General features: G+C 72.3%; 18 protein-coding genes. 13 read left to right on the forward strand and 5 right to left on the reverse strand.

The genetic code is table 11. From position 1 onward, the window contains the following. The first annotated feature begins 111 nt into the window (after nt 1–111). From SNR22_RS05775 to SNR22_RS05785, 3 genes are all read left to right on the forward strand, one after another. The gene (locus SNR22_RS05775) at nt 112–1,104 is read left to right on the forward strand and encodes a peptidase M23 (protein ID WP_320065416.1); all 993 of its coding nucleotides are present in this window, start codon (nt 112–114) and stop codon (nt 1,102–1,104) included. A 100-nt stretch (nt 1,105–1,204) separates the two neighbouring features. After that, on the forward strand, nt 1,205–1,351 hold the full coding sequence (locus tag SNR22_RS05780; protein ID WP_320065417.1) for a hypothetical protein: 147 nt from the start codon (nt 1,205–1,207) through the stop codon (nt 1,349–1,351). A gap of 46 nt (nt 1,352–1,397) precedes the next feature. Further along, the gene (locus tag SNR22_RS05785; RefSeq protein ID WP_320065418.1) at nt 1,398–2,177 is read left to right on the forward strand and encodes an EcsC family protein; all 780 of its coding nucleotides are present in this window, start codon (nt 1,398–1,400) and stop codon (nt 2,175–2,177) included. Between the two features lie 26 nt (nt 2,178–2,203). On the opposite strand, the gene SNR22_RS05790 is transcribed toward SNR22_RS05785, so the two are convergent. Continuing rightward, the gene (locus SNR22_RS05790) at nt 2,204–3,052 is read right to left on the reverse strand and encodes a GDSL-type esterase/lipase family protein (protein ID WP_320065419.1); all 849 of its coding nucleotides are present in this window, start codon (nt 3,050–3,052) and stop codon (nt 2,204–2,206) included. Between the two features lie 234 nt (nt 3,053–3,286). Here SNR22_RS05790 and SNR22_RS05795 point away from each other — a divergent pair, with 234 nt between their 5' ends. The 6 genes from SNR22_RS05795 (at nt 3,287) to SNR22_RS05820 (ending at nt 9,177) form a co-directional block, all read left to right on the forward strand. Next, the gene (locus tag SNR22_RS05795; protein WP_320065420.1) at nt 3,287–3,550 is read left to right on the forward strand and encodes a DUF6343 family protein; all 264 of its coding nucleotides are present in this window, start codon (nt 3,287–3,289) and stop codon (nt 3,548–3,550) included. A 12-nt stretch (nt 3,551–3,562) separates the two neighbouring features. Continuing rightward, entirely contained in the window at nt 3,563–4,978 is a 1,416-nt protein-coding gene (locus tag SNR22_RS05800) for an NADP-dependent succinic semialdehyde dehydrogenase (RefSeq protein ID WP_320065421.1), read from the forward strand. A gap of 40 nt (nt 4,979–5,018) precedes the next feature. Further along, a complete protein-coding gene (locus tag SNR22_RS05805; RefSeq protein WP_320065422.1) occupies nt 5,019–5,996 on the forward strand; it encodes a TIGR03885 family FMN-dependent LLM class oxidoreductase in 978 nt (325 codons plus the stop codon). 11 nt (nt 5,997–6,007) lie between these two features. After that, nucleotides 6,008–7,579 (forward strand): Na+/H+ antiporter, encoded by a 1,572-nt coding sequence (locus SNR22_RS05810; protein ID WP_320065423.1) that lies wholly within the window; start codon nt 6,008–6,010, stop codon nt 7,577–7,579. After that, nucleotides 7,579–7,836 carry a UBP-type zinc finger domain-containing protein gene (locus SNR22_RS05815; protein WP_320065424.1) on the forward strand — a complete coding sequence of 86 codons (258 nt, stop codon included), beginning with the start codon at nt 7,579–7,581 and terminating at the stop codon, nt 7,834–7,836. The genes SNR22_RS05810 and SNR22_RS05815 overlap by 1 nt, the downstream gene beginning before the upstream one ends. Nucleotides 7,837–7,980: 144 nt before the next feature. Further along, nucleotides 7,981–9,177 (forward strand): snapalysin family zinc-dependent metalloprotease, encoded by a 1,197-nt coding sequence (locus tag SNR22_RS05820; protein ID WP_413775596.1) that lies wholly within the window; start codon nt 7,981–7,983, stop codon nt 9,175–9,177. Nucleotides 9,178–9,360: 183 nt separating this feature from the next. Here the strand turns inward: SNR22_RS05820 and SNR22_RS05825 are convergent, their stop codons facing one another. Continuing rightward, nucleotides 9,361–11,196, reverse strand: coding sequence for a thiamine pyrophosphate-requiring protein (locus tag SNR22_RS05825; protein WP_320065425.1), 1,836 nt, complete (start codon nt 11,194–11,196; stop codon nt 9,361–9,363). A 61-nt stretch (nt 11,197–11,257) separates the two neighbouring features. On the opposite strand from SNR22_RS05825, the gene SNR22_RS05830 reads away from it, so the two are divergent. Beyond that, nucleotides 11,258–12,136 (forward strand): RNA methyltransferase, encoded by an 879-nt coding sequence (locus SNR22_RS05830; protein ID WP_320065640.1) that lies wholly within the window; start codon nt 11,258–11,260, stop codon nt 12,134–12,136. Nucleotides 12,137–12,274: 138 nt separating this feature from the next. Here SNR22_RS05830 and SNR22_RS05835 read toward each other — a convergent pair whose 3' ends face one another. Further along, nucleotides 12,275–13,387, reverse strand: coding sequence for a hypothetical protein (locus SNR22_RS05835; protein ID WP_320065426.1), 1,113 nt, complete (start codon nt 13,385–13,387; stop codon nt 12,275–12,277). 300 nt (nt 13,388–13,687) lie between these two features. Between SNR22_RS05835 and SNR22_RS05840 the strand changes: the two genes are divergently transcribed. After that, nucleotides 13,688–15,580, forward strand: coding sequence for a PucR family transcriptional regulator (locus tag SNR22_RS05840; RefSeq protein ID WP_320065427.1), 1,893 nt, complete (start codon nt 13,688–13,690; stop codon nt 15,578–15,580). Nucleotides 15,581–15,813: 233 nt separating this feature from the next. Here SNR22_RS05840 and SNR22_RS05845 read toward each other — a convergent pair whose 3' ends face one another. Then, nucleotides 15,814–17,163, reverse strand: coding sequence for a hypothetical protein (locus tag SNR22_RS05845; protein ID WP_320065428.1), 1,350 nt, complete (start codon nt 17,161–17,163; stop codon nt 15,814–15,816). Nucleotides 17,164–17,252: 89 nt separating this feature from the next. Here SNR22_RS05845 and murD point away from each other — a divergent pair, with 89 nt between their 5' ends. After that, complete coding sequence (gene murD / locus SNR22_RS05850) at nt 17,253–18,620, forward strand: UDP-N-acetylmuramoyl-L-alanine--D-glutamate ligase (protein ID WP_320065429.1); 1,368 nt, start codon at nt 17,253–17,255, stop codon at nt 18,618–18,620. Nucleotides 18,621–18,912: 292 nt separating this feature from the next. Here murD and SNR22_RS05855 read toward each other — a convergent pair whose 3' ends face one another. Continuing rightward, entirely contained in the window at nt 18,913–19,086 is a 174-nt protein-coding gene (locus tag SNR22_RS05855) for a winged helix-turn-helix domain-containing protein (RefSeq protein ID WP_320065430.1), read from the reverse strand. 641 nt (nt 19,087–19,727) lie between these two features. Between SNR22_RS05855 and tmk the strand changes: the two genes are divergently transcribed. Next, complete coding sequence (gene tmk / locus SNR22_RS05860) at nt 19,728–21,824, forward strand: dTMP kinase (protein ID WP_320065431.1); 2,097 nt, start codon at nt 19,728–19,730, stop codon at nt 21,822–21,824. The last annotated feature ends 211 nt before the right edge of the window (nt 21,825–22,035 follow it).

Here is a 22,035-nt window from a genome sequence, read left to right on the forward strand (position 1 = left end):
TGTCGGTCCCGACCGTTGGCTGCCGGGGTGCCCGGCGGGAACGCCGAAAGTGTGGCGAGGGACACCGGGTGAGCCCGGATCATCCGGCTCTGACCTGCCTAGCCTCGGCAGATGTGTGACGACGGCACCCTCGGCGACCAGCAGAGACCGAACACGGCGGTTGGCCGTTCGGACGTTACCCCCTCGTCCGAACGGCCAGCTACCACCACCACCGATGGCACCCGCCCCGAATGCCACCGGAGTTCTTCCCTTGACAGCACCCGTACCCGCTCCCGGCGGTTGCGTAACCTCCTGAGCCCCGGCCGTTCCGGGTCGGACCCGACCGGCGCCGAGAAGACCCCTCCGGCGCGTCGGAGGGGGCGGGTCGCGGTGGCGCTGGCCGCCAGCGTGACCTGTTGCCTCGGGCTGACCGCTCTCGCCCAGGCCCGGCAGGAGACGGCGGCCTCCGACCGGGCCGCCGCCGCGGCCGGCGCCGACCTGGCACGCCGGGCCGCCGCCGAAACGGCCTCCCGCTCGCGGGACCGCGCCCCGGCCCCCACCCCGCCCCCCTCTCCGTCCGCCTCCCCGTCCGCCGCCGCACCCTCGCCCACCGCCGCACCCTCCGCCCCGGCTGCCGCCCCCAAGCGGGCCGTCCGCGCGCGGCCGGCCCGCTCCGCCGACCCCGCCCCGGTGGTCGGGCTGACCAGGGCGCAGATGGCCAACGCGAAGGTGATCGTGCAGACCGGCCGGGAGATGGGTGTGCCCCGGCGCGGGCTGCTCATCGCCGTGGCCACCGCGATGCAGGAGAGCAACCTCTACAACGTCGCCAGCGGCGTGCTGCCCGAGTCGCAGAACTACCCGCACCAGGGCGTCGGCTGGGACCACGACTCGGTCGGGCTGTTCCAGCAGCGGACCAGCAGCGGGTGGGGCGAGGTGGGCCAACTGATGGACCCCGCGTTCGCCACCCGGCAGTTCCTCAATGCGCTCGCGGACATCCCTGGCTGGCAGCAGCTGCCGCTGGCCGTGGCGGCCCAGGCCGTGCAGATCTCGGCCTATCCGGACCTGTACGCCCAGCACGAGTGGCGGGCGGCGGAGGTGGTCGGAGCGTTCTTCCCCGTCGGGTAGTGACCGGCGGGTCTGCGGTGTCCTCCCAACGACCGGAATGACCGGTTGAGACTTGCGCCGGCAGGGTACACAGGGCGGAGGCAACCAACAGGAGGACGACATGTCAGCACTGGTGCAGCGGATCACCCAGTTCCTCCGGTCCCCGAAGGGGCAGCAGCTCGTCGCCCGGGGTCGGCGCGAGATGGCCAAGCCCGAGACCCAGCGCAAGTTGAAGCAGGTGGCGTCCCGCCTGTCCTCCAAGCGCTGACCGCCGACGCCGTCGTACCCGCACCTGACTGACCCCGGGAGCCCTCGTGATCGACCCCGCCCCTGCCGATGGCCAGCCCGTCACCCCCACGCCGCAGCCCACCGTGTCGCCCCCGCCCGCGGCGGTGCCGGTCGCCCGGGAGACACCGGACGCCCCGGAGGCACCGCCGGCCCGGTTGTGGGACCGAATGCGCGAGGATCCCCAGTACGCCCCGGAGCACCTCGCCCTGGAGGCGGTACGCCGGCTCGGGCCCGAGGCGGCGCAGTGGGCGTCCTGGGAGCGGGCGCAGCGGCCGAACGTGTCCGCCGAGGAGTTGGCCGAGCAGGCGGTCCGCAAGTTCGTCAACCGGGCCAGGCTCTCCGGAGCGGTCTCGGGCGCGGCCGGGCTGCCCGGCGCGGTGCTCGACGTCGGGGTGCTGGCCTGGACGCAGGCCCGGATGGTGCTGCACATCGCGGCGGCCCACGGGATCGACCCGACGCATCCCGACCGGGCCACCGACCTGCTGGTGCTCCAGAAGGTGCACCGGGTGGCCGAGACCGCCCGGCTGGCGCTGGGGGTGGCCGCCGGGCGGGAGCGGGCCGGCGCGCTCTTCGGCTCCGGCAGGCAGACCGCGATGGGGAAGGTGATGATCCGGTTGGGCGTACGGCTGGCCCAGATGGCCGGCGTGCGGGCGGCGAAGCGGCTCTTCGCCAAGGCGATCCCGGGCGCGGCGATCGTCCTCGGCACCTGGGCCAACTCGTCGGCCACGAAGGATCTCGCCGAGCGCTCCCGGCAGCTCTACCGCAACTGGGGCCCGGCCGGGGGCGTCCCGCGGCCCCGCACCTGAACCGACCCTGGCACCCGCGCAGTCAGTCAGTCGAAGCCCGCGGCGCGCCAGGTCGCGTCGGCCAGCCGGCCCTGCCCGGCCACGTTCGGGTGGAACCAGTCCAGCGCGTTGACCAGGTCCAGGGTGAACCGCACCCGGTGCACGGCTCCGCCGTCGTGCCGGCAGCGCGAGCCGTACGCCCGGCAGGCGGCCTTCAGCTGGGCGTTGTAGGCGTCGATCCGCTCCCGGACCCGGGCCCGGCGGGCCACGTCGGCGGGCGCGGTCGAGGTCGCGTCGGCCAGCAGCGCCGGGCAGATCCCGTGCCGCCACACCCGCACCGCCCGGGGTTCGGTGTGCCCGACCTCCCACAGCCGGTACAGGTCGGGGATGCTGACCACCAGCACCCGCGCCTTCGGGAGGCCCTTGCGCATCACCCGCAGGCCCTGGTCCACCTGGCTGCGGAAGGTCGCCACCGGGGTCATCGCGTCGACGTTGTCGCGGCACACGTCGTTGGCGCCGATCAGCACCGTGACGTAGTCCGCGCGGTCGCGTACGGCCGCCTCGGCCTGCCCGGCCAGCGCCGTGGCCCGCGCCCCCGGCACCGCGTGGTTGTGCGCCTTGCCGCGCAGCTTCGGGTTGCGGTCGACCAGCCGCTGGTAGTGGCTCTCCACCCGCAGCCCGTCCCCGGTCGACCAGGAATTGCGCTCGCACGAGCTGAGCATCAGGCAGGAGCCGAAGCCGGCGGTGATCGAGTCGCCGAGCGCCGCCATCACGGTGGGCGTGCCGCGCGCCGGCGGCCCGTCCGACGGCTTGGGCCCGGCGGTGCCCCCGCTCTCGCAGGCGAGCGCGACCAGGCCGAACAGGCAGGCGACGGCGGCGACCCAGCGTCGAGGCATTATTCCCCAGTCCCGCGGCGGAGTGCTACAGCGCGGTAACCCTATGCGGAGCGCCGGGGCGGGCGGGGGCCTGCTGTCGGGTTTCCGGCAGTCGAGGGCCACCGGTGCCACCGCCGTGGTACCGCTCGCTCGGCGGCACGCGCCACGGGGCTGACCGGCCGGGCGGCCACCGGTACGGGGCCCGGGTGACAGCCCGGGCCGGTTAACCGCGCCGATCGGGGGTAGCCCGATGGGATGACGAGATCCCAGCCCCGGCGTGCCCGCGGGACGGTGGGCCACGCGTACAGCGCGCTCAACCTCCGCCTCACCCTCGCCGCCTTCGGGCTGGTGGCCATGGTGGTCTTCGCCGTGCTGGCGTTCCGGGCCGACCTGGTGTGGCTGGGCGTGGTCTGCGCGATCTTCGCCGTCGTCGCCGTGGTCGACCTGGTCGTCATCCAGCGTCGCCGGGCCGCGCGCCGCCGGGAGGAGCCGGGCGCGCGGCACTCGCTGTTCGAGTGACAGGAGTACGAGATGCCCATCGCCACCACCAACCCCGCCACCGGGCAGCTGCTCAAGTCCTACGACCCGATGTCGGACGCGCAGGTCGACGCCGCGATCGAGCGGGCGGACCTGGCCTTTCGGGAGCTGCGCCGGAGCACCACCATCGCCGAGCGCGGGCGGTGGCTGACCGCCGCCGCCGACCTGCTCGACGCCGAGCGCGACGACACCGCCCGGCTGATGACCACCGAGATGGGCAAGACGTACACCGCCGCGAAGGCCGAGGTGACCAAGTGTGCCGCGGCGTGCCGGTTCTACGCCGACCACGCTGCGCGGATGCTCGCCGACGAGCCGGCCGACGCCGGCGCTGTCAAGGCCATCCGGGCCTTCGTCCGCTACCAGCCGATCGGGCCGGTGCTCGCGGTGATGCCGTGGAACTTCCCGCTCTGGCAGGTCATGCGGTTCGCCGCGCCGGCCCTGATGGCCGGCAACACCGGGCTGCTCAAGCACGCCTCCAACGTGCCGCAGACCGCGCTGTACCTGGAGGACGTGTTCCGCCGCGCCGGGTTCGGCGAGGGCGCGTTCAGCACCCTGCTCGTCGGCTCGGACGCCGTCGACCGCATCCTCAGCGACCCCCGGGTCCGGGCCGCCACCCTCACCGGCAGCGAACGCGCGGGCCGGTCCATCGCCCAGATCGCCGGCCGGGAGCTGAAGAAGGTCGTGCTGGAGTTGGGCGGCAGCGACCCGTTCGTGGTGATGCCCTCGGCCGACGTGGAACGGGCCGCCGAGGTCGCCACCACCGCCCGCTGCCAGAACAACGGCCAGTCCTGCATCGCCGCGAAGCGGTTCATCGTGCACACCGACGTCTTCGACGCGTTCGCCGAGCGGTTCGTCGCGAACATGGCCGCGTTGCGCGTCGGTGACCCGATGGACTCCGCCACCGACGTAGGGCCCCTGGCCAGTTCCGGCGGCCGGGACGAGGTGCACGCCCAGGTGCGCGACGCGGCCGAGAAGGGCGCCGCCGTGCTCTGCGGGGGCGAGAAGCCGGCCGGCGACGGCTGGTTCTACCCGCCGACCGTCGTCACCGACCTGCGGCCGGGGATGCGGATGTGGTCCGAGGAGGTCTTCGGCCCGGTCGCCGGGCTGTACCGGGTCTCCTCGTACGACGAGGCGATCGAGGTGGCCAACGGCACCGCCTTCGGCCTCGGCGCCAACGCCTGGACCACCGACCCGGCCGAGCAGGAGCGCTTCGCCACCGACCTGGACGCCGGCAACGTCTTCGTCAACGGGATGACCACCTCCTATCCGGAGCTGCCCTTCGGCGGAGTGAAGAACTCCGGATACGGCCGGGAGTTGTCCGCGCTGGGCATGCGCGAGTTCTGCAACATCAAGACCGTCTGGGTCGGGAAGGGCGAGGCGTCGGCCGGTGCCGGCGCGCACGCCGAGTAGTCGCGGTTGACCGGGCACCGTCGTGGGTAGAGGTGCGCCCATGACGGTGTTCGGCTTCCACGCCTCCCACGAGCAGATCCATCCGGCGAAACTGCTGGAGGCGGTGATCCACGCCGAGCAGGCCGGTTTCGACGCCGCCATGTCCTCGGACCACTTCTCCCCGTGGAGCGCCCGGCAGGGCCAGTCCGGGTTCGCCTGGTCCTGGCTCGGCGCCGCCCTCCAGGCCACGAAGCTGCCCTTCGGCGTGGTCAACGCGCCCGGCCAGCGGTACCACCCGGCGATCATCGCCCAGGCGATCGGCACCCTCGGGGCGATGTACCCGGGCCGGTTCTGGGCGGCCCTGGGCACCGGCGAGGCCAGCAACGAGCACATCACCGGCGACGGCTGGCCCCGCAAGGACGTCCGCTCCGCCCGGCTGCGCGAGTGCGTCGACGTGATCCGGGCGCTGTTGGCCGGCGAGGAGGTCAGCCACGACGGCCTGGTGACGGTCGACCGGGCGAAGCTGTGGACCCGCCCCGAGGAGCCACCAGCGCTGATCGGCGCGGCGGTCAGCGTGGCCACCGCCCGCTGGTGCGCCGAGTGGGCCGACGGCCTGATCACCGTCAACGCCCCGACCGACCAGCTGCGGCAGATGATCGACGCGTACCGGGGCGCGGGCGGCCGGGGGCCGCTGCACCTGCAGGTGCACGTGAGCTGGGCGCCCGGGCAGGCCGAGGCCGAGGCGGTGGCGTACGACCAGTGGCGCAGCAACGTCTTCGCCCCGCCGGTCTGCTGGGACCTGGACATGGCCGAGCACTTCGACGTGGTCTCCGCCGACGTGCCGATGGAGAAGATCGCCTCGGCGGTCAACATCTCCGCCGACCTCGGCCGGCACGTCGGCTGGCTGGAGGAGTACGTGGAACTCGGCTTCGACCAGATCGCCCTGCACCACGTCGGGCAGGAGCAGCGGGCCTTCATCGACACCTTCGGCGCCGACGTGCTGCCGAAGCTGCGGGGCGCAGGCGGGGGCGCGTCCTAGGCTCGTACCCCATGGACTCCCTGTTCGACGCCGTCGTCATCCTCGCGGTCGCGATGCTCGGCGCGGCGCTGGCCCGCAGGTTCGGCCTGCTCGCGCCGATCCTGCTGGTGGTCGTCGGCCTCGGGCTGTCCTTCGTGCCCGGCTTCCCCGAGGTCCGGCTCGACCCGGACCTGGTGCTGGTGGGCATCCTGCCGCCGCTGCTGTACATGGCGGCCCTGGAGACGTCGGTGCCGGCGTTCCGGCTCAACCTGCGGCCGATCCTGTTGCTCGCCGTCGGGTTGGTGATCTTCACAGCGTTCGTCGTCGGCCTCGTCGTGCACCTGCTGCTGCCGGCGGTGCCGTTCGCGGTCTGCCTCGCGTTGGGCGCGGTGGTCGCCCCGCCCGACGCGGTGGCGGCCACCGCGGTCGCCCGGCGGATCGGGCTGCCCCGCCGGGTGGTGACCATCCTCGAGGGCGAGAGCCTGATCAACGACGCCACCGCGCTGGTGCTGCTCCGGGTGGCCAGCATGGCGGCCATCGGCGCGGCCGTGGGGGTCGGCGACGTGGCCCGGGAGGTGCTGGTCTCCGCCGGCGGCGGCATCGTGGTCGGGGTGGCCGGCGTGGTGATCTTCGGATTCCTGCACCGGCGGATCAGCGACGCCGTGCTGGACAACGCGCTGTCGCTGCTCATCCCGTTCGCGGTGGTCCTCACCGCCGAGAAGATCCACGCCTCCGGGGTGGTCGCGGTGGTGGTGACCGGGCTCGGCATCGGCCACCGGATGCCGCTGCTGATGTCGGCGGCCTCCCGGCTCCAGATCGGCGCGTTCTGGCGGCTGGCCCGCTTCCTCCTGGAGGGGCTGGTCTTCCTGCTGGTCGGCCTCCAACTCCGCGAGGTGGTGCGGAACCTCGACGAGCCGTTCGGGTCCCTGGCCGGGATCACCGCCGCGGTGCTGGCCACCGTCGTCCTGGCCCGGTTCGTCTGGCTCTTCCCGGCCACCTACCTGGCCCGGCTGGTGCCCCGGGTGCGACAACGGGACCCCGCGCCCCTGGCGAAGTTCCCGATCGTCATCGGCTGGGCCGGCATGCGCGGGGTGGTCACCCTGGCCGCCGCGCTGGCCCTGCCGCTCACCCTCGCCGACGGCCGCCCCTACCCCCGGCAGTTGTTCATCTGGCTGGCCTTCGCGGTGATCGTGGTGACGCTGGTCGCCCAGGGGGCCACCCTGCCGGCGGTCGCTCGCCGAATCAAGCTGCCGCCCGATGACCCGGTGCAGGACGCGCTCTCCGCCGCCTCCGTGCAGCAGCAGGCCAGCAGCGCGGCCCGGGAGCGGCTCGACGTGCTGGCCGAATCCGCGCCGAAGGCGGTCGTGGACCGGCTGCGCCGGGTGCTGGCGGAGCGCACCAACCTGGCCTGGGAGCGGTTGGGCGGTGCCGAGCGGGAAACGCCGTCCCAGGCGTACGGTCGGCTGCGGCAGGAGATGATCGACGCGGAGCGGGAGGTGTTCCGGGCCGCCCGCGACGCCGGTCGAATTCCTGAGGAGGTGCTGGTGCGGGCCTACCGTGACCTGGACCTGGAGGAGTCGTTGCTGCGACGGGAGAGTGACTGATGAGCTGCGCGCATCTGGCCCAGGCGGGCACCGCCGAGCCGCTGACCATGTCGGAGTGCCCGGACTGCGTGGCCGTCGGCAACGACGATTGGGTGCACCTGCGGGCGTGCCTGGACTGCGGGCACGTGGGCTGCTGCGACTCGTCGCCGTACCAGCACGCGTCGAAGCACTTCGAGGCCGCCGGGCACCCGGTGATGCGCTCGGTCCAGCCCGGGGAGTCGTGGCGCTGGTGCTTCGTTGACGAGGAGATCGGCTGACGCGCGTCACCGGCGGAGAATCGTGGCTCCCTCGACGCGGCTCGTATGACGCAGGCGCTATGCGGCGGGCCGGCCAGACTTGACCTAGGATCGATCCACGTAAATGTGGAGGCGGCGGTGCCGCCGTGATCCAGGGGAGTGCGTGTGATCCGACGACGTCTGCTGCGCGCGGCGGGAGCGGTGGCCGCGGTGGTCCTGTCCGCGGCCGGCATGCTGGCCGCGACCGGAACCAGTGCGTCCGCTGTCCGGACCGTCTACTACGACGCCAGCCGAACCGGCGAGTTCCGCACCAACTTCGACCAGGCCGCCCAGATCTGGAACAGCAAGGTCAGCACCGTCCGGCTGCTGCCGGCCACCCCCGGCAACATCACCATCTACGTCGACAACGGCTGGCCGCGGGCGCAGACGACCTCGCTCGGCAACGGTCGGGTCTGGATGGGCTGGGAGGCGGTGAACCAGGGCTACAACCGGACCCGGATCGCCACCCACGAGATCGGCCACATCCTCGGTCTGCCGGACAAGCGCACCGGACTCTGCTCCGACCTGATGTCGGGCAGCAGCGCGCCGGTCTCCTGCACCAACGCGAACCCCAGCGCCGTCGAGGCGTCCCGGGTCAACTCGCTCTTCTCCGGCAGCCTCGCCGCCGAATCGACCACCGAGAAGACGTACGTCTGGAACGGTGAGGAGGCCGACGGGGACATCACGCCGAACATCGTCGGCGGCGTCACCGCCTCGGAGAACTACTCCTTCCTGGTGTACAGCTCCGGCTGCACCGCCTCGCTGATCAAGGCCAACTGGGTGGTCACGGCGAAGCACTGCCCGACGCCGGCCTCCGTACGGGTGGGCAGCACCAACCGCACCAGCGGCGGTACGGTCGCCAGCGTGAGCCGGGCAGTCAGCCACCCGTCGATCGACGTCAAGCTGTTCCAGCTCGCCACCTCGGTCAGCCACGCGCCGGCCCCGATCCCGACCACCTCGGGCGCGACGGGCACCGCCACCCGGATCATCGGCTGGGGCCAGACCTGCCCGACCAGCGGCTGCGGCTCCGCGCCGACGGTGGCCCGGCAACTGGACACCTCGATCGTGGCCGACAGCCGGTGCAGTGGCATCAACGCCGCCTACGAGATCTGCACCAACAACACCGGCGGCGTCGCCGGCGCCTGCTACGGCGACTCCGGCGGCCCCCAGGTCCGCAAGATCAACAACGTGTGGAACCTGATCGGCGCGACCAGCCGGGCGGGCAACAACAACTCCACCTGCGCCACCGGCCCGTCCATCTACGGTGACCTGTCGTCGATCCGCCCCTGGATCAACACCCAGGTCGGCGGCCTGCCCGCCTGAGCCTGCCCCTGCCGCGTCACCGCCGGGGCGCCCGATTCCCGCGACGGGAACGGGCGCCCCGGTCGTGCCGGTCAGCGCGACGAGCCCGGGACCCTGCGCAGCCCGGCAGCCCACCCACTGCGCGCCCCCGGCGTGCGCCCCGGCGCATGGTGCGGGGACCGCTCGGGAAAGGTGCCCCCGCTGTCACCGGCGGCGGGGACGCCAGGTGGCGACCGCGCTGGGCAGGCCGCGCCGGACGATGCCCGCCCGGTCGGGGTCGCGCAGCACCGCCGCGGCCGTCTTGCGGGCCTGCTCGGCGGTGAAGTGCGGGGGAAGCATCAGCTCCGCCGGGTCCACCATCGCGTTGATCACCGTCGGCCGGTCGGCGGACAGGGCCTGCTGCCACACGTCAGGCGCCTGGTCGGGGGAGTCGACCAGGACGCCGTGCAGACCGAGCACCTCCGCCCACCGGTGGTAGTCGACGTCGGGCAGGTCCTGGCTGGCTGGGAACATCGGCGTCCCCTCGTCGGAGCGCTGCTCCCAGCTGACGAAGGCGAGATCCCGGTTGTTCAGCACCAGCACCACGAACCGAGGGTTCGGCCAGCTCCGCCAGTACTTCGCGACGGTGATCAGCTCGTTGACCCCGTTCATCTGCATCGCGCCGTCGCCGAGCAGCGCCACCAGCGGCCGGTCCGGGTGGGCGAACTTCGCCGCGATCCCGTACGGCAGGCCGCCGCCCATGGAGAGCAGGGTGCCCGAGAGGCTGGCCAGCATCCCGGGGCGAACCCGCAGGTGCCGGGCGTACCAGGCGGTGCTGGTGCCGCAGTCGACCGAGATCATCGCGTCGTCGGGGAGCTGGTCGTCCAGCGCGGTGAACAGCGACTGCGGGTTCACCGGGTCGGCGGGCTGGGCGGCGACCTCGCGCTGGGAGCGCCGCCACGCGGAGGTGGCGTCGGCGATCGTCTCCCGCCAGGCGCTCGGGGCCGGGCCGGGGCCCAGTTCGCGCAGCAGCGCCCGCAGGGTGGGGCCGGCGTCGCCGGTGAGGTTGACCTCGGTGGGGTAGCGCAGCCCCATCCGGGAGCCGTCCACGTCGATCTGCACCGCCCGGGCCTGCCCCTCGGGCGGGTAGAACTCCGAGTACGGCATGTTGCTGCCCACGATGAGTAGCCGGTCGCAGTCGCGCATGAGCTGCCAGCTCGGGCGGGTGCCGAGCAGCCCGATCGCGCCGGTGACCCATGGCTCCCGGTGGTCGACGGCGGTGAAGCCGAGCAGAGCGGCGGCCACCCCGGCGCCGAGCCGGTCGGCGATCTGACGTACCTCGTCCTCGGCGCCCAGCGCGCCCTGGCCGACCAACATCGCCACCCGCTCGCCGCCACGCAGCACCTCCGCCGCTCGGCGCACGTCCGCCTCCGGCGGCACGGTCGTGGCGCTGCTCGGCGCGGCGCTGGTGTGGTAGTAGCCGTGCGCGTGCGGCGGGTCCGGCACCGCCGGGCGGTCCTGCACGTCCGAAGGGAGCACCAGCGCGGTGACGGTACGCCGGGCCAGCGCCGTCCGGCAGGCCCGGTCCACCAGGTGCCGCACCTGGGACGGGTCGTCGAGCTGGACCAGGAACGCCGAGGCGACGTCCTTGTAGAGGGCGAGCAGGTCGACCTCCTGGTAGTAGCCGCCACCCTCGGCGGTCAGCGCCGTGTGCCCGACCAGGGCCACCACCGGCTGGTGGTCCAGCTTCGCGTCGTACAGGCCGTTGAGCAGGTGGATCGCGCCGGGGCCGCTGGTGACCAGGGCGCAGCCGAGCGGACCGCCGCCGTACTTGACGTGCGCCGACGCGGCGAAGCCGGCGGTCTCCTCGTGCCGCACCTGGACGAACTGCGCCCGCCCGGAGACGCGTTGCAGCGCCGAGGTCATGCCGTTGATGCCGTCGCCGGGGTAGCCGAAGTACCGGTGGACGCCCCACTGCGCCAGCCGGGCCACGATATGGTCGGCGACGGTGGCCTTCTTCGGCAGCGTGACCCGCCCGTCCGGTGTCTGGTCTGCGCCCATCTGTCGGGTCCCTCCGGTCGCGTCCGTGTTCCCCGGGGCGACTTCCCCTTCGTACCGTCGGATAACGCCGCACCGGCGACCGGCGCGCGGGGCCGGCGGCGCGGTCCGGCAGAATCGCCGGGTGCCCGTCCACCAGATCACCGACCCCGACGACGACCGGATCGCCGACTACCGCGCCCTCACCGACGTGGAGCTGCGCACCCGGTGGGAGCCGCCGCACGGCCTGTTCATCGCCGAGGGGGAGCTGGTGCTGCGGCGGGCGCTGCGGGCCGGCTACCCGGCCCGGTCGTTCCTGGTCGACGCCAAGCGGGTCGACCAACTCGCCGACCTCGACACCGGCGACGCCCCCGTGTACGCGGCCACCCCCGACGTGCTGCAGCGGGCCACCGGCTTCCACGTGCACCGGGGGGTGCTCGCCTCGTTCCACCGCAAGCCGCTGCCCGAGGCCGCCGAAGTGCTTGCCGCCGCCCGCCGGGCGGTGATCCTGGAGGACGTCAACAACCACACCAACCTCGGCGCGATCTTCCGGGCCGTGGCCGCGCTCGGGGTGGACGCGGTGCTGCTCTCCCCGTCCTGCGCCGACCCGCTCTACCGGCGCAGCGTCCGGGTCAGCATGGGGGAGGTCTTCGCCGTGCCGTACGCCCGGCTGGCGCCCTGGCCGGACGCGCTCGCCGACGTGCGGGCGGCCGGCTTCGCCGTGCTGGCGATGACGCCCGCGCCGGACGCGGTGCCGATCCAGCGGCTCGACGCCGCCGCCCGGGCCCGCTCGGCGCTGCTGCTCGGCGCGGAGGGCGCCGGGCTGAGCCGGGCGGCGATGCAGGCCAGCGACGTACGGGTGGTGATTCCGATGCGGCGCGGGGTGGACTCGCTCAACGTGGCCGCCGCCACCGCCGTGGCCTGCTGGGAGCTGAGCCGCGACGACCCGGCCCCAGGTTCCTGAGCTCGTCCTGGAACTCCGCCTCCCTACCGCGTAGTCCGTCGCACCACCAGCCCAACTCGGCCGTACCCTCGCCGCTCTGCGCGCGTTGCTGTCGCTTCAGGGACAGGACAGCAAACGCGCACAGCCGAGGAGGAGGTGTCAGCCCTTGATGGAGTTGGGTACCACCGGAACGCAGATCGAGGTGCCCGCGCCCCTGGTGAGGTCTGGCAACTGGATGCGGGTGATCTGGATCTCGGGTCGCGTGGTCCGCTTTCCGACGCTGTCGGCCTCCCTCTTGACCGGGAAGAACGGCAGTTCCAACCAGAACTTCGCGAACGCACGCCACGCGGCGGTCTCGCGCTCCGTGAGCTCGGCCACCTTGTCACTGTCGTCGAAGTCCTCGGCGATGTCCTGCTCACCAGCGATGTTGAGCGCCTTGGCGAGGATGAGCAGCATGGCTCCGAACCTGTCGCCGGGAATGGCCTTGCCGAGGCCCCATTCATTCCGGGTATCGTTCAGCCGGATTCGGTCCGTCTCGGTGATCGTCTTGTCCTGTTCACGGCCGATGATCAGACCGTCGTTGTCCTTGCCCGTCCACCAGTTGGCGAAGTAAGCACCCTGGTAGCCCTGACACAGGTAGCGATTCCTGTTCGAGTGGATTTCAAGGACGAACGTGTGAACCATGGGAAAGGTGCAGTCGAGGAGCAGGATCTGCCCTTGTGGCGGCACTGCGCTGAGAGCCTGCGTCGCCTCTTCGCCCTTGCCGGCCGGGACCGTCAGCCGCTTCCCGCTCGTGATCCCTTCCGCGAGCTCAGGGTGGAGTTTCTTCAGCTCGAACAGGATGTTGTCGGAGGTCTTGCCGCAGTTGGCCCAGTTGACGCTGCCCATGGCCATGTTGAAGCCATCTTCGCTGTGGGCTTTCACCTCGTCCATGTGGCTGGCCCCGAGGAGACCACCGGTCCTGATAATGGCGTGAGCGGCGCGTATCGTCGCCGACCAGGATGGGAAAGTTTCCTTCTTCCCCGGCCCGGACCACGCGATCAACTGGTCGCGAACCGCTTGTTTGGCGGGATTGTCGAGGGTGTCTCCGGTTGATTCCGTGAACTTGGTGAATGCGCTCTCGATATCTTGAGCGTACGGAGCCGTCGCGCCCTCGACGCTCAGGTCGGGGATCAGCAACTTGTTGATGTAGAGCAATTCAGCTCCTCGGGGTGACGTCTCGACGTTGGTGCTCGCCGACAATACCGAACAGCGACGGACCTTGGCCTTCACGAATCAATTTCTGTCGAGAATCCGTCCACAGGCCACAAGAGATCCACTCGGGATTCCCGGCAACCGCGGCGACGCGGGACCTGCCGCCGGTTGTCTCGACCCTGATCACCACCGCGATTCGCGACCTGAGCGGGCTGATGGTCGAGGCCCGTGCCCAGCTCGTCCAGCTCAACACCGAACGCGCCCTCGACCTGTGGGAGCGCTTCCTTACCTGGGCGCGCGCCCGAGACTGAGCGGCGGCCTGTGCGGGATCAGCGGTTGGGCGACGGGCGGTGCGGATTTGATATCACGGACGGTAGCGTGTCGCCCGTGTTTCCTACCGTCCGTGAGGTCCTCGCGCTCGACCCGGTTCGCCACGGCGCGCCCCGCCTGGTCGCCGGGAAGGCCGGCCTGGACCAGCCGGTGCGCTGGGTGCACGTGACCGAGGTGCCGGACATCGCCACCCTGCTGCGCGGGGGCGAGTTGGTGCTCACCACCGGCATCGGGCTGCCCGCCGACGATGACGGCCTGCGCGCATTCATCGGCGCGCTGGCCGACGTGGAGGTCTCCGGGCTGGTGGTCGAGTTGGGCCGCCGGTACCTCAGCGGCGTGCCCCGGGTGATGGTCGCCGCCGCCGAGCGGCGCGGGCTGCCCCTGGTCGAACTGCGCCGGGCCACCCCGTTCGTGCGAGTCACCGAGGCCGTGCACGCGCTGATCGTCGACGCCCAGCTCACCGAGCTGCGGGCGACCGAGGAAATCCACCAACGGTTCACCGAGCTGTCGGTCGAGGGCGCCGGCCCGGCGGAGGTGGTCCGGCAGGCCGCCGAGCTGTCCGGCTGTCCGGTGGTGCTGGAGAACCTGTCCCGGCAGGTGCTCGCGTACGACCCGGCAGGGGAGAGCGCCGAACTGCTACTGGACGGTTGGGAACAGCACTCGCGGCGGATCAGCGTGGCCGGGCGCACCGCGTACGACCCGGACAGCGGTTGGTTGGTGACCACCGTCGGGGCCCGGGGGCAGGACTGGGGTCGGCTGCTGCTGCGCTGGCCGGCGAGCGGCGAGCTGACCACCCCCGGTTGGCTCCCCGACGCGGTGACGGACCCTACGTCGGAGCACCCCGAATCGTCGCCGGGCGTCCCACCGACCCGGCTGACCATCCTCGTCGAACGGGCCGCGTCCACGCTCGCGCTGGGCCGGCTGATCCGGCGCGACGCGGAGGGGCTGGAGCGGCAGATCCACCGGACTCTGCTCACCGCCCTGCTGGACCACTCCCGCCCGGTGGACGAGGTGGCCCTGCGGGCTCGGGCGCTCGGCGTGGTGCTGGACCGCCGGCACCTGGTCGGCGTGGTGGTGCGCTACCGGGCCGACGACCCCGCTGCGGGGGGCGTACCGGGGGAGTCGGGTCCGATCGACCCGGAGGCCGGCCCCGCCCGGCTGCGCGACCTCTCCGAGGCAGTCGGGCAGGCCCTACACGATGCGAAGCTGACCGGGCTGAGTAGCGCCGTCGACGACCACGCCGTCGGCGTACTGCTCGCCCTGCCCGACCCGGCGGCCGAGGACCGGGCGCTGGCCGGGTTCGCCGCCGCGCTACGCCGCAACCGGTTGGATGCCGCCCCGCCCCGCCCGTCCGGTCCCGCCCCGTCCCGCCTCGTCGCGACCACCGCAGCCCGCCCTGCCGGGTCCGCCACCGCCGCTGCCGGTCCTTCTGGTTCTGCGGCTATCCCCGTCCCCGCCGTTGCGCCCCCGATGTCCCGGCTCACCGGGACCGGCGCGGTGATCGTCGCCGCAGGCTCCGGGGTGGGCAGCCTGCGGGAGGCCCGCCGCTCGCTGGCCGAGGCGCGGCAGGTCGCCGAAGCGGCCCGCCGGGACCGCCGGGATCTGCCGATCTTCCGGTTGCCGCACGTCGGGCTGGCCGGTCTGCTGCACCTGCTGCGGGACGAGCCACGGTTGCAGACGTTCGTCGAGCGTGAGCTGGGCGCCCTGCTGGCGTACGACGCCCGGCACCCCCGGGAGCAACTACTCGGCACCCTGCGGGCGTACCTGGAGCAGGGCCGGAACAAATCGGCGGCGGCCGTGGCGGCGCACCTGTCCCGACCCGCCTTCTACGAGCGGCTGGCCCGCATCGCCCGCATCCTCGACGCCGACCTCGACTCCGTGGAGGCATGCCTCTCCCTACACGTCGCCCTGCTCGCCCTAGACGCGGTCCGTACCCCCTGACCCACCCCGGTCCGGCTCTCACCCGGGCCCCACCCCGGTCCGGCCCCGTCCCACCCCGGTCCGGCTCTCACCCGGGTCCCACCCCGGTGATCATGAAGTTATTGTCACGACACGCCGAACCGACGGGCAATAACTCCATGATCACCGGACCGGACCGGACCGGACCGGACCGGACCGGGGCCGGGGCGGGGCCGGGGCGGACCGGGGCCGGGGCGGGGCCGGGGCGGGTGGGGTCAGGTTAGGGCGGTTAGGGCTTTGGCGTAGGGGGTGGGGATGTGGTTGGGGCCGCCCGGGGTGAAGACGTCCGAGGTTGCGGCCGCTGACCAGGCTGTTTCCGGGACTGCGTTGACGAGGGCGCGGATCACCGGGGCGTCGCGCCACTGGTCCTGCTCGGCCAGCAGGCTGAGTGCCACCACCGATTCCTCGACCTCGCCGACGCACTCGAACGGCTTGTGCCCGTCCACGCCGAGCAGTTCCCGGTACCCGGGGATCTGGGATTCGTCGGCCAGTAGGTCGCCGCCGAAGATGTGGGTGACCCGCTCGCGGGGCATGAACGGCGCCATGGCGAGGAAGACGAAGCGGCACTTGGGGCAGTTCCGGCACCAGCGCGCGCTTGCGTCGTGCAGCTTGAACGCGGCGTTGCAGCTGGTCACCACGTCGTCGTAGCGGGTGAACTCGGCGAAGAGCCGGGCGATGTGCAGCTCGGACAGCGAGCGCAGCAGCGAGAAGTACGGCTCGGTCAGCCCCGCGTGCTCGGCCAGCGCCGCCCGCAGCAGCCCCTCCGCCTCAACCCCCTTGGACCACTGGTGGTTGATTTCGTGCCCGTTCCAGACCAGGTTCGGGTCGGACGCGGAGCGCTCGTTGGACATCACCACCGGGCCGAGCCCGTTGAGTACCGCCGTGGCGACCGCGATCAGCGAGTTGATCGCGGTGACCGGAATATGCCCGTTGCGCGCGCCGGCGGCGTTGAGGTCGAACAGGGCCGGGTCGATCCGCCGCCGGGCGGCGAGGGGGGCCAGCCCGGACGCCTCGTTGATCGAGACGATGACGTGGTTCGGGTTCACCGAGAACGGCACCGGGTCGAGGCCGGCCCGGCGCAGTGCCTCCAGGCTGACGATGGAGTCCTTGCCGCCGCCGACGGCCGACAGGGGGCGCCGGTCGGAGTTGTCGTACTCGCGGGCGGGCGACACCGTGCCCGGGGGGACCTGCGGGGTCAGCTCCAGCACGTGGGGGAGCTGATTGCGGTACGCGTACTCGGCGAGGCCCTTGGTGTAGACGGCGGTGACCAGCTCAGCGGCGGCCGGGCCGAGCGGTGCCGGCAGCACCAGCCGGGGCGGGGCGGCGGCCTTGTAGTAGCTGACCCCGGCGACCACGTGCAGCAGCTCCAGGACCCGGCCCAGGGTCGCCACCGTGGCGTCCGACGGCGGCTCGGCCGGCAGCGGCAGGGTGATCACCTCGGTGAACCGCTGCTCGCCGTCGGGGCCGGTCAGGGCGTAGTCGAACAACGCCTCGCCGGTGGCGAGGTCGATCGAGTAGGACGGAAAGGTGAAGGCGTCCATCCGCCGGAGCTGCTCGTTGGGCACACGCCATACTAGGCCCTGGTTCGTCCGGCCGTGTCCGGCTGCGCCGGACCGGGCCGCCCCACCGACCCCTGAGCCCGAGGAGAACTTCTGTGCGCCTGTCTGACCTGCGCGGACGTACCGTCGCCGTCTGGGGGGCCGGCCGGGAGGGCCGGGCGGCGGTGACCGCGATCGCCGCGCACGGCCCGGCCGGCCTGGTCGTCGTCGACGACAGCGCCAACTTCCTCGCACTGCCGTGGGAGGGTCCGCTGGCCGAGGCGGCCCCGCTGGTCACCGGCGAGGAGGGCTTCGCCCGGCTGGCCGCCGCCGACGTGGTGGTCCGCTCGCCCGGTGTGCCGAACACCCACCCGTGGGCGGTCGAGCTGCGCCGCCGGGGCGTCACGGTCACCCAGGGCAGCGCGCTGTGGATGGCCGACCACGCCCGGCGCACCGTCGGGGTTACCGGCAGCAAGGGCAAGTCCACCACGTCGAGCCTGATCAGCCACCTGCTCACCGCAGTCGACCGGCCGAACGTCTTCGGCGGCAACATCGGCGTGCCCCTGCTCGACCTGCCGGAGGCAGACCTGTACGTGCTGGAGCTGTCCAGTTACCAGTGCACCGACCTGACCGACTCGCCCCGGATCGCGGTGGTCACCGCGCTCTTCCCCGAGCACCTGGACGCGCACGGCGGCGAGCGGGAATACTACCGGGACAAGCTCAATCTGCTGGCACACGAGCCGGAGACGGTGGTGGTCAACGGAGCCGACCCGCGGCTCGCGGCAGAGCTGGGCGACCGGCCGGCCGTGCGCGCTGGCTCCCCGGACACCACCCACGTTGCCCCCGGGCCGGACGGCGCGCCCTGGTTCCACCTCGGCGGCCGGCCGCTCTTCCCCCGCGCGGTGCTGCCCCTGGTGGGGCGGCACAACGAGGGCAACCTCTGCGTCGCCCTCGCCGTGCTCGACGCCCTCGGCGTCGACGTGTCGGCTCGCAAGGACACCCTCGCCGTGGCGGTCGCCGGGTTCCAGGGACTGGCCCACCGGCTCACCGAGATCGTCGACCCGTCCGGGCTGACCTTCGTCGACGACACCCTGGCGACCAGCCCGTACGCGGCGATGCACGCGATCGACGCGTACGAGGGGCGGCCCTTGACGGTGATCGTCGGGGGCGCTGATCGGGGGCTGGACTACACGCCGCTGCGGGAGCACCTGGCCGAGCGGGAGATCACCGTGCTCGGCGTTCCCGACAGCGGGGAGCGGATCGTGGCCGCACTCGCCGGGTTGCCGCAGGTGCGTACCGAGGTGGTGGAGGACCTGGTCGCCGCGGTGCGCCGGGCCCGGGAACTGACCCCCGCCGGCGGGGTGGTGCTGCTCTCGCCGGCCGCGCCGAGCTACGGCCGGTTCCGCAACTTCGAGCACCGCTCCGAGGTATTCGCCGAGGCGGTCCGGGACACCGCCGTGGACCCTGCGCGCTACAGATCTTGAATGGTCAGGTCGTGTCGGGTTCGAGTGTCAGGCCGGTGTGAGCGAGAAAGCTGTCGAGTAGGTCGTTGTGGTACTGGATGCTCTTGAGTCGGTTCTTGATGATCGCGAGGAGCTGGTCGACGCTGGCCGGGCCGGTAACAGGTCAACCCGGCGATCGAGACGCGGCCGGAGCCCTTGCCCGACACCGGAACCACGGGGGTGTGCCCGCGCCGTCCCCAGGTGCGTGCCTTCGATGGGCGAAGCGTCTGACCGGCCTCGTCTTCGAAGACCAGCCACGCCTGCCGCTGCGCCGCTACCGTTTTCCCGCCGGCCACGTCTCCCGCCGCCAGGTGACGATCGCGGCCTCGTCCCGCTCGACCGCACGACGCGCGGGGACCTGCACCGACCAACCCAACCGGTACATGACGTTCGCCGTGCCACGCAGCGTGTACCGGGTGTGGAACATCCGGGCGATCAGGTCCGACACCCGGGCCAGGGTCCACCGCTGATCGGTGCCGAAACCGTGCGTCGCCGGCCCTCCTGAAGGGCATCAGCCAGCCGCCGCAACCGGCCCTCATCCAGACGGCACCGAGACCCACCCGGCCCCTTCGACGCCAATGCCTGCTCACCACCAGCCCGCCACCGTTTGCGTCACCCGTACACCGCCGTCTGCGACACCCGCAGCCGGCGGGCGACCTCCGACACCGACACACCCTGGGCGAACCACCCCGGCCGCCTGATGTCGTACCGCCTCACGCTCGCCCGCCCCCGCGCGGACAACCCGCCTCCATCGGGATACCTCATCCCATCGATCTACCCAGCCCACACCCGTCACACCAGACCACATCGGACGAACCTGGCCACCAAGCCAGCCGAAAGATCAAGTGACGTTGGAGTACTAGGCTCAGTGAGCAGGTGAATGTCGCGGGTGGGGTGGCTCCCCACCGGGGCTAGAGTGTTCCACCGGGGGGGCCCAGCGATGGGCCGGCATGTGGAGGTACGGCCATCGAAAGCCAGAACAGTGGCGAGTCGCACGGCGTGTCGCGCTCAAGCAACCAGTCGGGCACCGCCGCCAACCCGTCCAGCGGTGGTCAGGTAGATCCGTCCGGTTATGCCGCCATCCGGTCCGTGTTGCGCATCCAACCGTTCCGCAGGCTCTGGATCGTGCTCGGCGCGGCCTCTTTCGGCGACTGGTTCGGCCTGCTGGCCACCTCGGTCTTCGCCGCCTCCCAGGTCCAGGGCAGCACCGCCCAGGGCGCGGCCTTCGGTGGCGTCATCGCCATCCGGCTGCTGCCCGCGCTGGTGCTCGGGCCGATCGCCGGCGTGCTCGCCGACCGGTTCGACCGCCGCTGGACGATGGTCATCTGCGACCTGCTCCGGTTCGTGCTCTTCGCCTCGATCCCGCTGGTGGCGCTCTCCGGCGTCAGCGGCGGGATGGTGGTCCTCTGGGCGACCGTCGGCACCTTCTTGATCGAGTCGATCACCCTGATCTGGATCCCGGCTAAGGAGGCCGCGGTTCCCAACCTGATCCCGCGCGCCCGGCTGGAAGCGGCCAACCAGCTCACGCTGATCACCACCTACGGCCTCACCCCAATCCTTGCGGCGCTGGTGGCCGCGGCGCTCGACCGCAGCGTCCGGGCCGTCGCCGGCGGCGACCTCGGCTGGGCGGAGCCCGCCCAGCTCGCGCTCTGGGTCAACTCCTTCTCCCGGCTAGCCACCGCCCTCGTGGTGGCGTTCGGGATCAAGGAGATCAGCGAGGCCCAGCGCGGCGAGACGGAGCGTGCCGAGCAGAGCATGTTCCGTCAGTTCTCCGAGGGCTGGAAGTACATCGGCCAGACCCCGCTCGTCCGCGGCCTGGTGCTCGGTATCTTCGGCGCGTTCGCCGGCGGCGGCATCGTGATCGGCACGGCGAAGTTCTTCGCCGCCTCGCTCGGCGCCGGCGACGCCGCCTTCTACCTGCTCTTCGGCGCCATCTTCATCGGCCTGGCCCTCGGCCTCGGCCTCGGCCCGATGATCGTCAAGGAAATGTCCCGGCGACGCTGGTTCGGCATGAGTATCGTGCTGGCCAGCGCATCCGTGATGACCCTCGCCTTCGCCGTCCACCTGTCCATGGCGATCGTCGGCGCGGTGCTGGTCGGCGCGGGCGCCGGCATGGCCTTCCTCGCCGGCACCACGCTGCTGGGCGGCGAGGTCGCCGACGAGGTGCGCGGCCGGGTCTTCGCGGTGGTGCAGATCGGCACCCGGCTGGTGCTGATCCTGGCCATCGGGCTGAGCAGCCTGCTGGTCGGCGTCGGTGGCTCGCGCCGGTTGGCCATCGCCGACCTCGGCATCTCCGTGTCCTCCACCCGGCTGCTGCTGCTCGCCGCGGGCGCGGCCGGCATCTTCGCCGGGATCAGCGCGTTCGGCCAGATGGACGACAAGAAGGGCGTGCCGGTCCTCGCCGACCTCTGGGGCTCCATCCGTGGCCGCCCGCTGATGCCGGCCGAGCCGTTCGTGTCTGCCGGGCTCTTTGTGGTCTTTGAGGGCGGCGAGGGCGCCGGCAAGTCCACCCAGCTCGCCGCGCTCGCCGAGCGGCTGGGCGGCCGGGGCCGTGACGTGGTGGTCACCCGCGAGCCGGGGGCGACCGCGATCGGCCAGCGGATCCGGTCGCTGGTGCTGGACACCTCAGGCGCCGAGGCGCCGTCGGCGCGCGCCGAGGCGCTGCTCTACGCCGCCGACCGGGCGCACCACGTGGCCGCCGTGGTTCGGCCCGCGCTGTCCCGGGGTGGGGTGGTGATCAGTGACCGGTACGTCGACTCGTCTCTGGCCTACCAGGGCGCTGGGCGGACGCTCCCGGTAGACGAGGTCTCCTGGCTTTCTTCCTGGGCAACCGGAGGGCTCAAGCCCGACATCGTGGTGCTGCTGGACATCGAGCCGCAGACCGGCCTGTCCCGGGTGGCCACCCGCAGCCGGAGCGCCGACCGGCTGGAGGCTGAGTCGGTCGCCTTCCACGACCGGGTCCGGTTCGCTTTTCTCGACCTCGCAGCCACCGACCCGAAGCGCTACCTGGTGCTTGACGCGTCCCGTCCCGCTGAAGAGATCACCGGGCTGGTGGTCAGCCGGATCGAGGAGATGCTCGGCACGCCGGGCGGCATCGTGCACCCCCGTCCGGCCCAGGGCCCCGACACCTCGGTGCAGCCCGAGTTATCCGACGCGGAGCTGGTGACGCTGGAGCATCGGACCTGATGCCCGACGTCTTCGCCGACCTGGTCGGTCAGGACGAGGCGGCCGTTGGTCGGGTTGTAGCGGCGGCGCAGGATCCACAGGCATCGCTACAGGAGCGTAGGGGGTCTGTGGATCTAAGGGCCCTGTCTCACATTCGGCTCTGTCTCATATTCGGTGGTGACGGAGGGTGCTGCTATCCGAGGAGGATGCGGTGGCGGAGCAGGGTGAAGCC

The sequence above is a fragment of the Micromonospora sp. RTGN7 genome, from assembly GCF_033804645.1.
In the GTDB taxonomy this organism is placed as follows: domain Bacteria; phylum Actinomycetota; class Actinomycetes; order Mycobacteriales; family Micromonosporaceae; genus Micromonospora.

Coding starts and splice junctions, on each gene's coding strand:
- SNR22_RS05775 (WP_320065416.1), top strand. CDS start 112: ATGTGTGACGACGGCACCCTCGGCGACCAGCAGAGACCGAACACGGCG.
- SNR22_RS05780 (WP_320065417.1), top strand. CDS start 1,205: ATGTCAGCACTGGTGCAGCGGATCACCCAGTTCCTCCGGTCCCCGAAG.
- SNR22_RS05790 (WP_320065419.1), bottom strand. CDS start 3,052: ATGCCTCGACGCTGGGTCGCCGCCGTCGCCTGCCTGTTCGGCCTGGTC.
- SNR22_RS05795 (WP_320065420.1), top strand. CDS start 3,287: ATGACGAGATCCCAGCCCCGGCGTGCCCGCGGGACGGTGGGCCACGCG.
- SNR22_RS05800 (WP_320065421.1), top strand. CDS start 3,563: ATGCCCATCGCCACCACCAACCCCGCCACCGGGCAGCTGCTCAAGTCC.
- SNR22_RS05805 (WP_320065422.1), top strand. CDS start 5,019: ATGACGGTGTTCGGCTTCCACGCCTCCCACGAGCAGATCCATCCGGCG.
- SNR22_RS05810 (WP_320065423.1), top strand. CDS start 6,008: ATGGACTCCCTGTTCGACGCCGTCGTCATCCTCGCGGTCGCGATGCTC.
- SNR22_RS05815 (WP_320065424.1), top strand. CDS start 7,579: ATGAGCTGCGCGCATCTGGCCCAGGCGGGCACCGCCGAGCCGCTGACC.
- SNR22_RS05825 (WP_320065425.1), bottom strand. CDS start 11,196: ATGGGCGCAGACCAGACACCGGACGGGCGGGTCACGCTGCCGAAGAAG.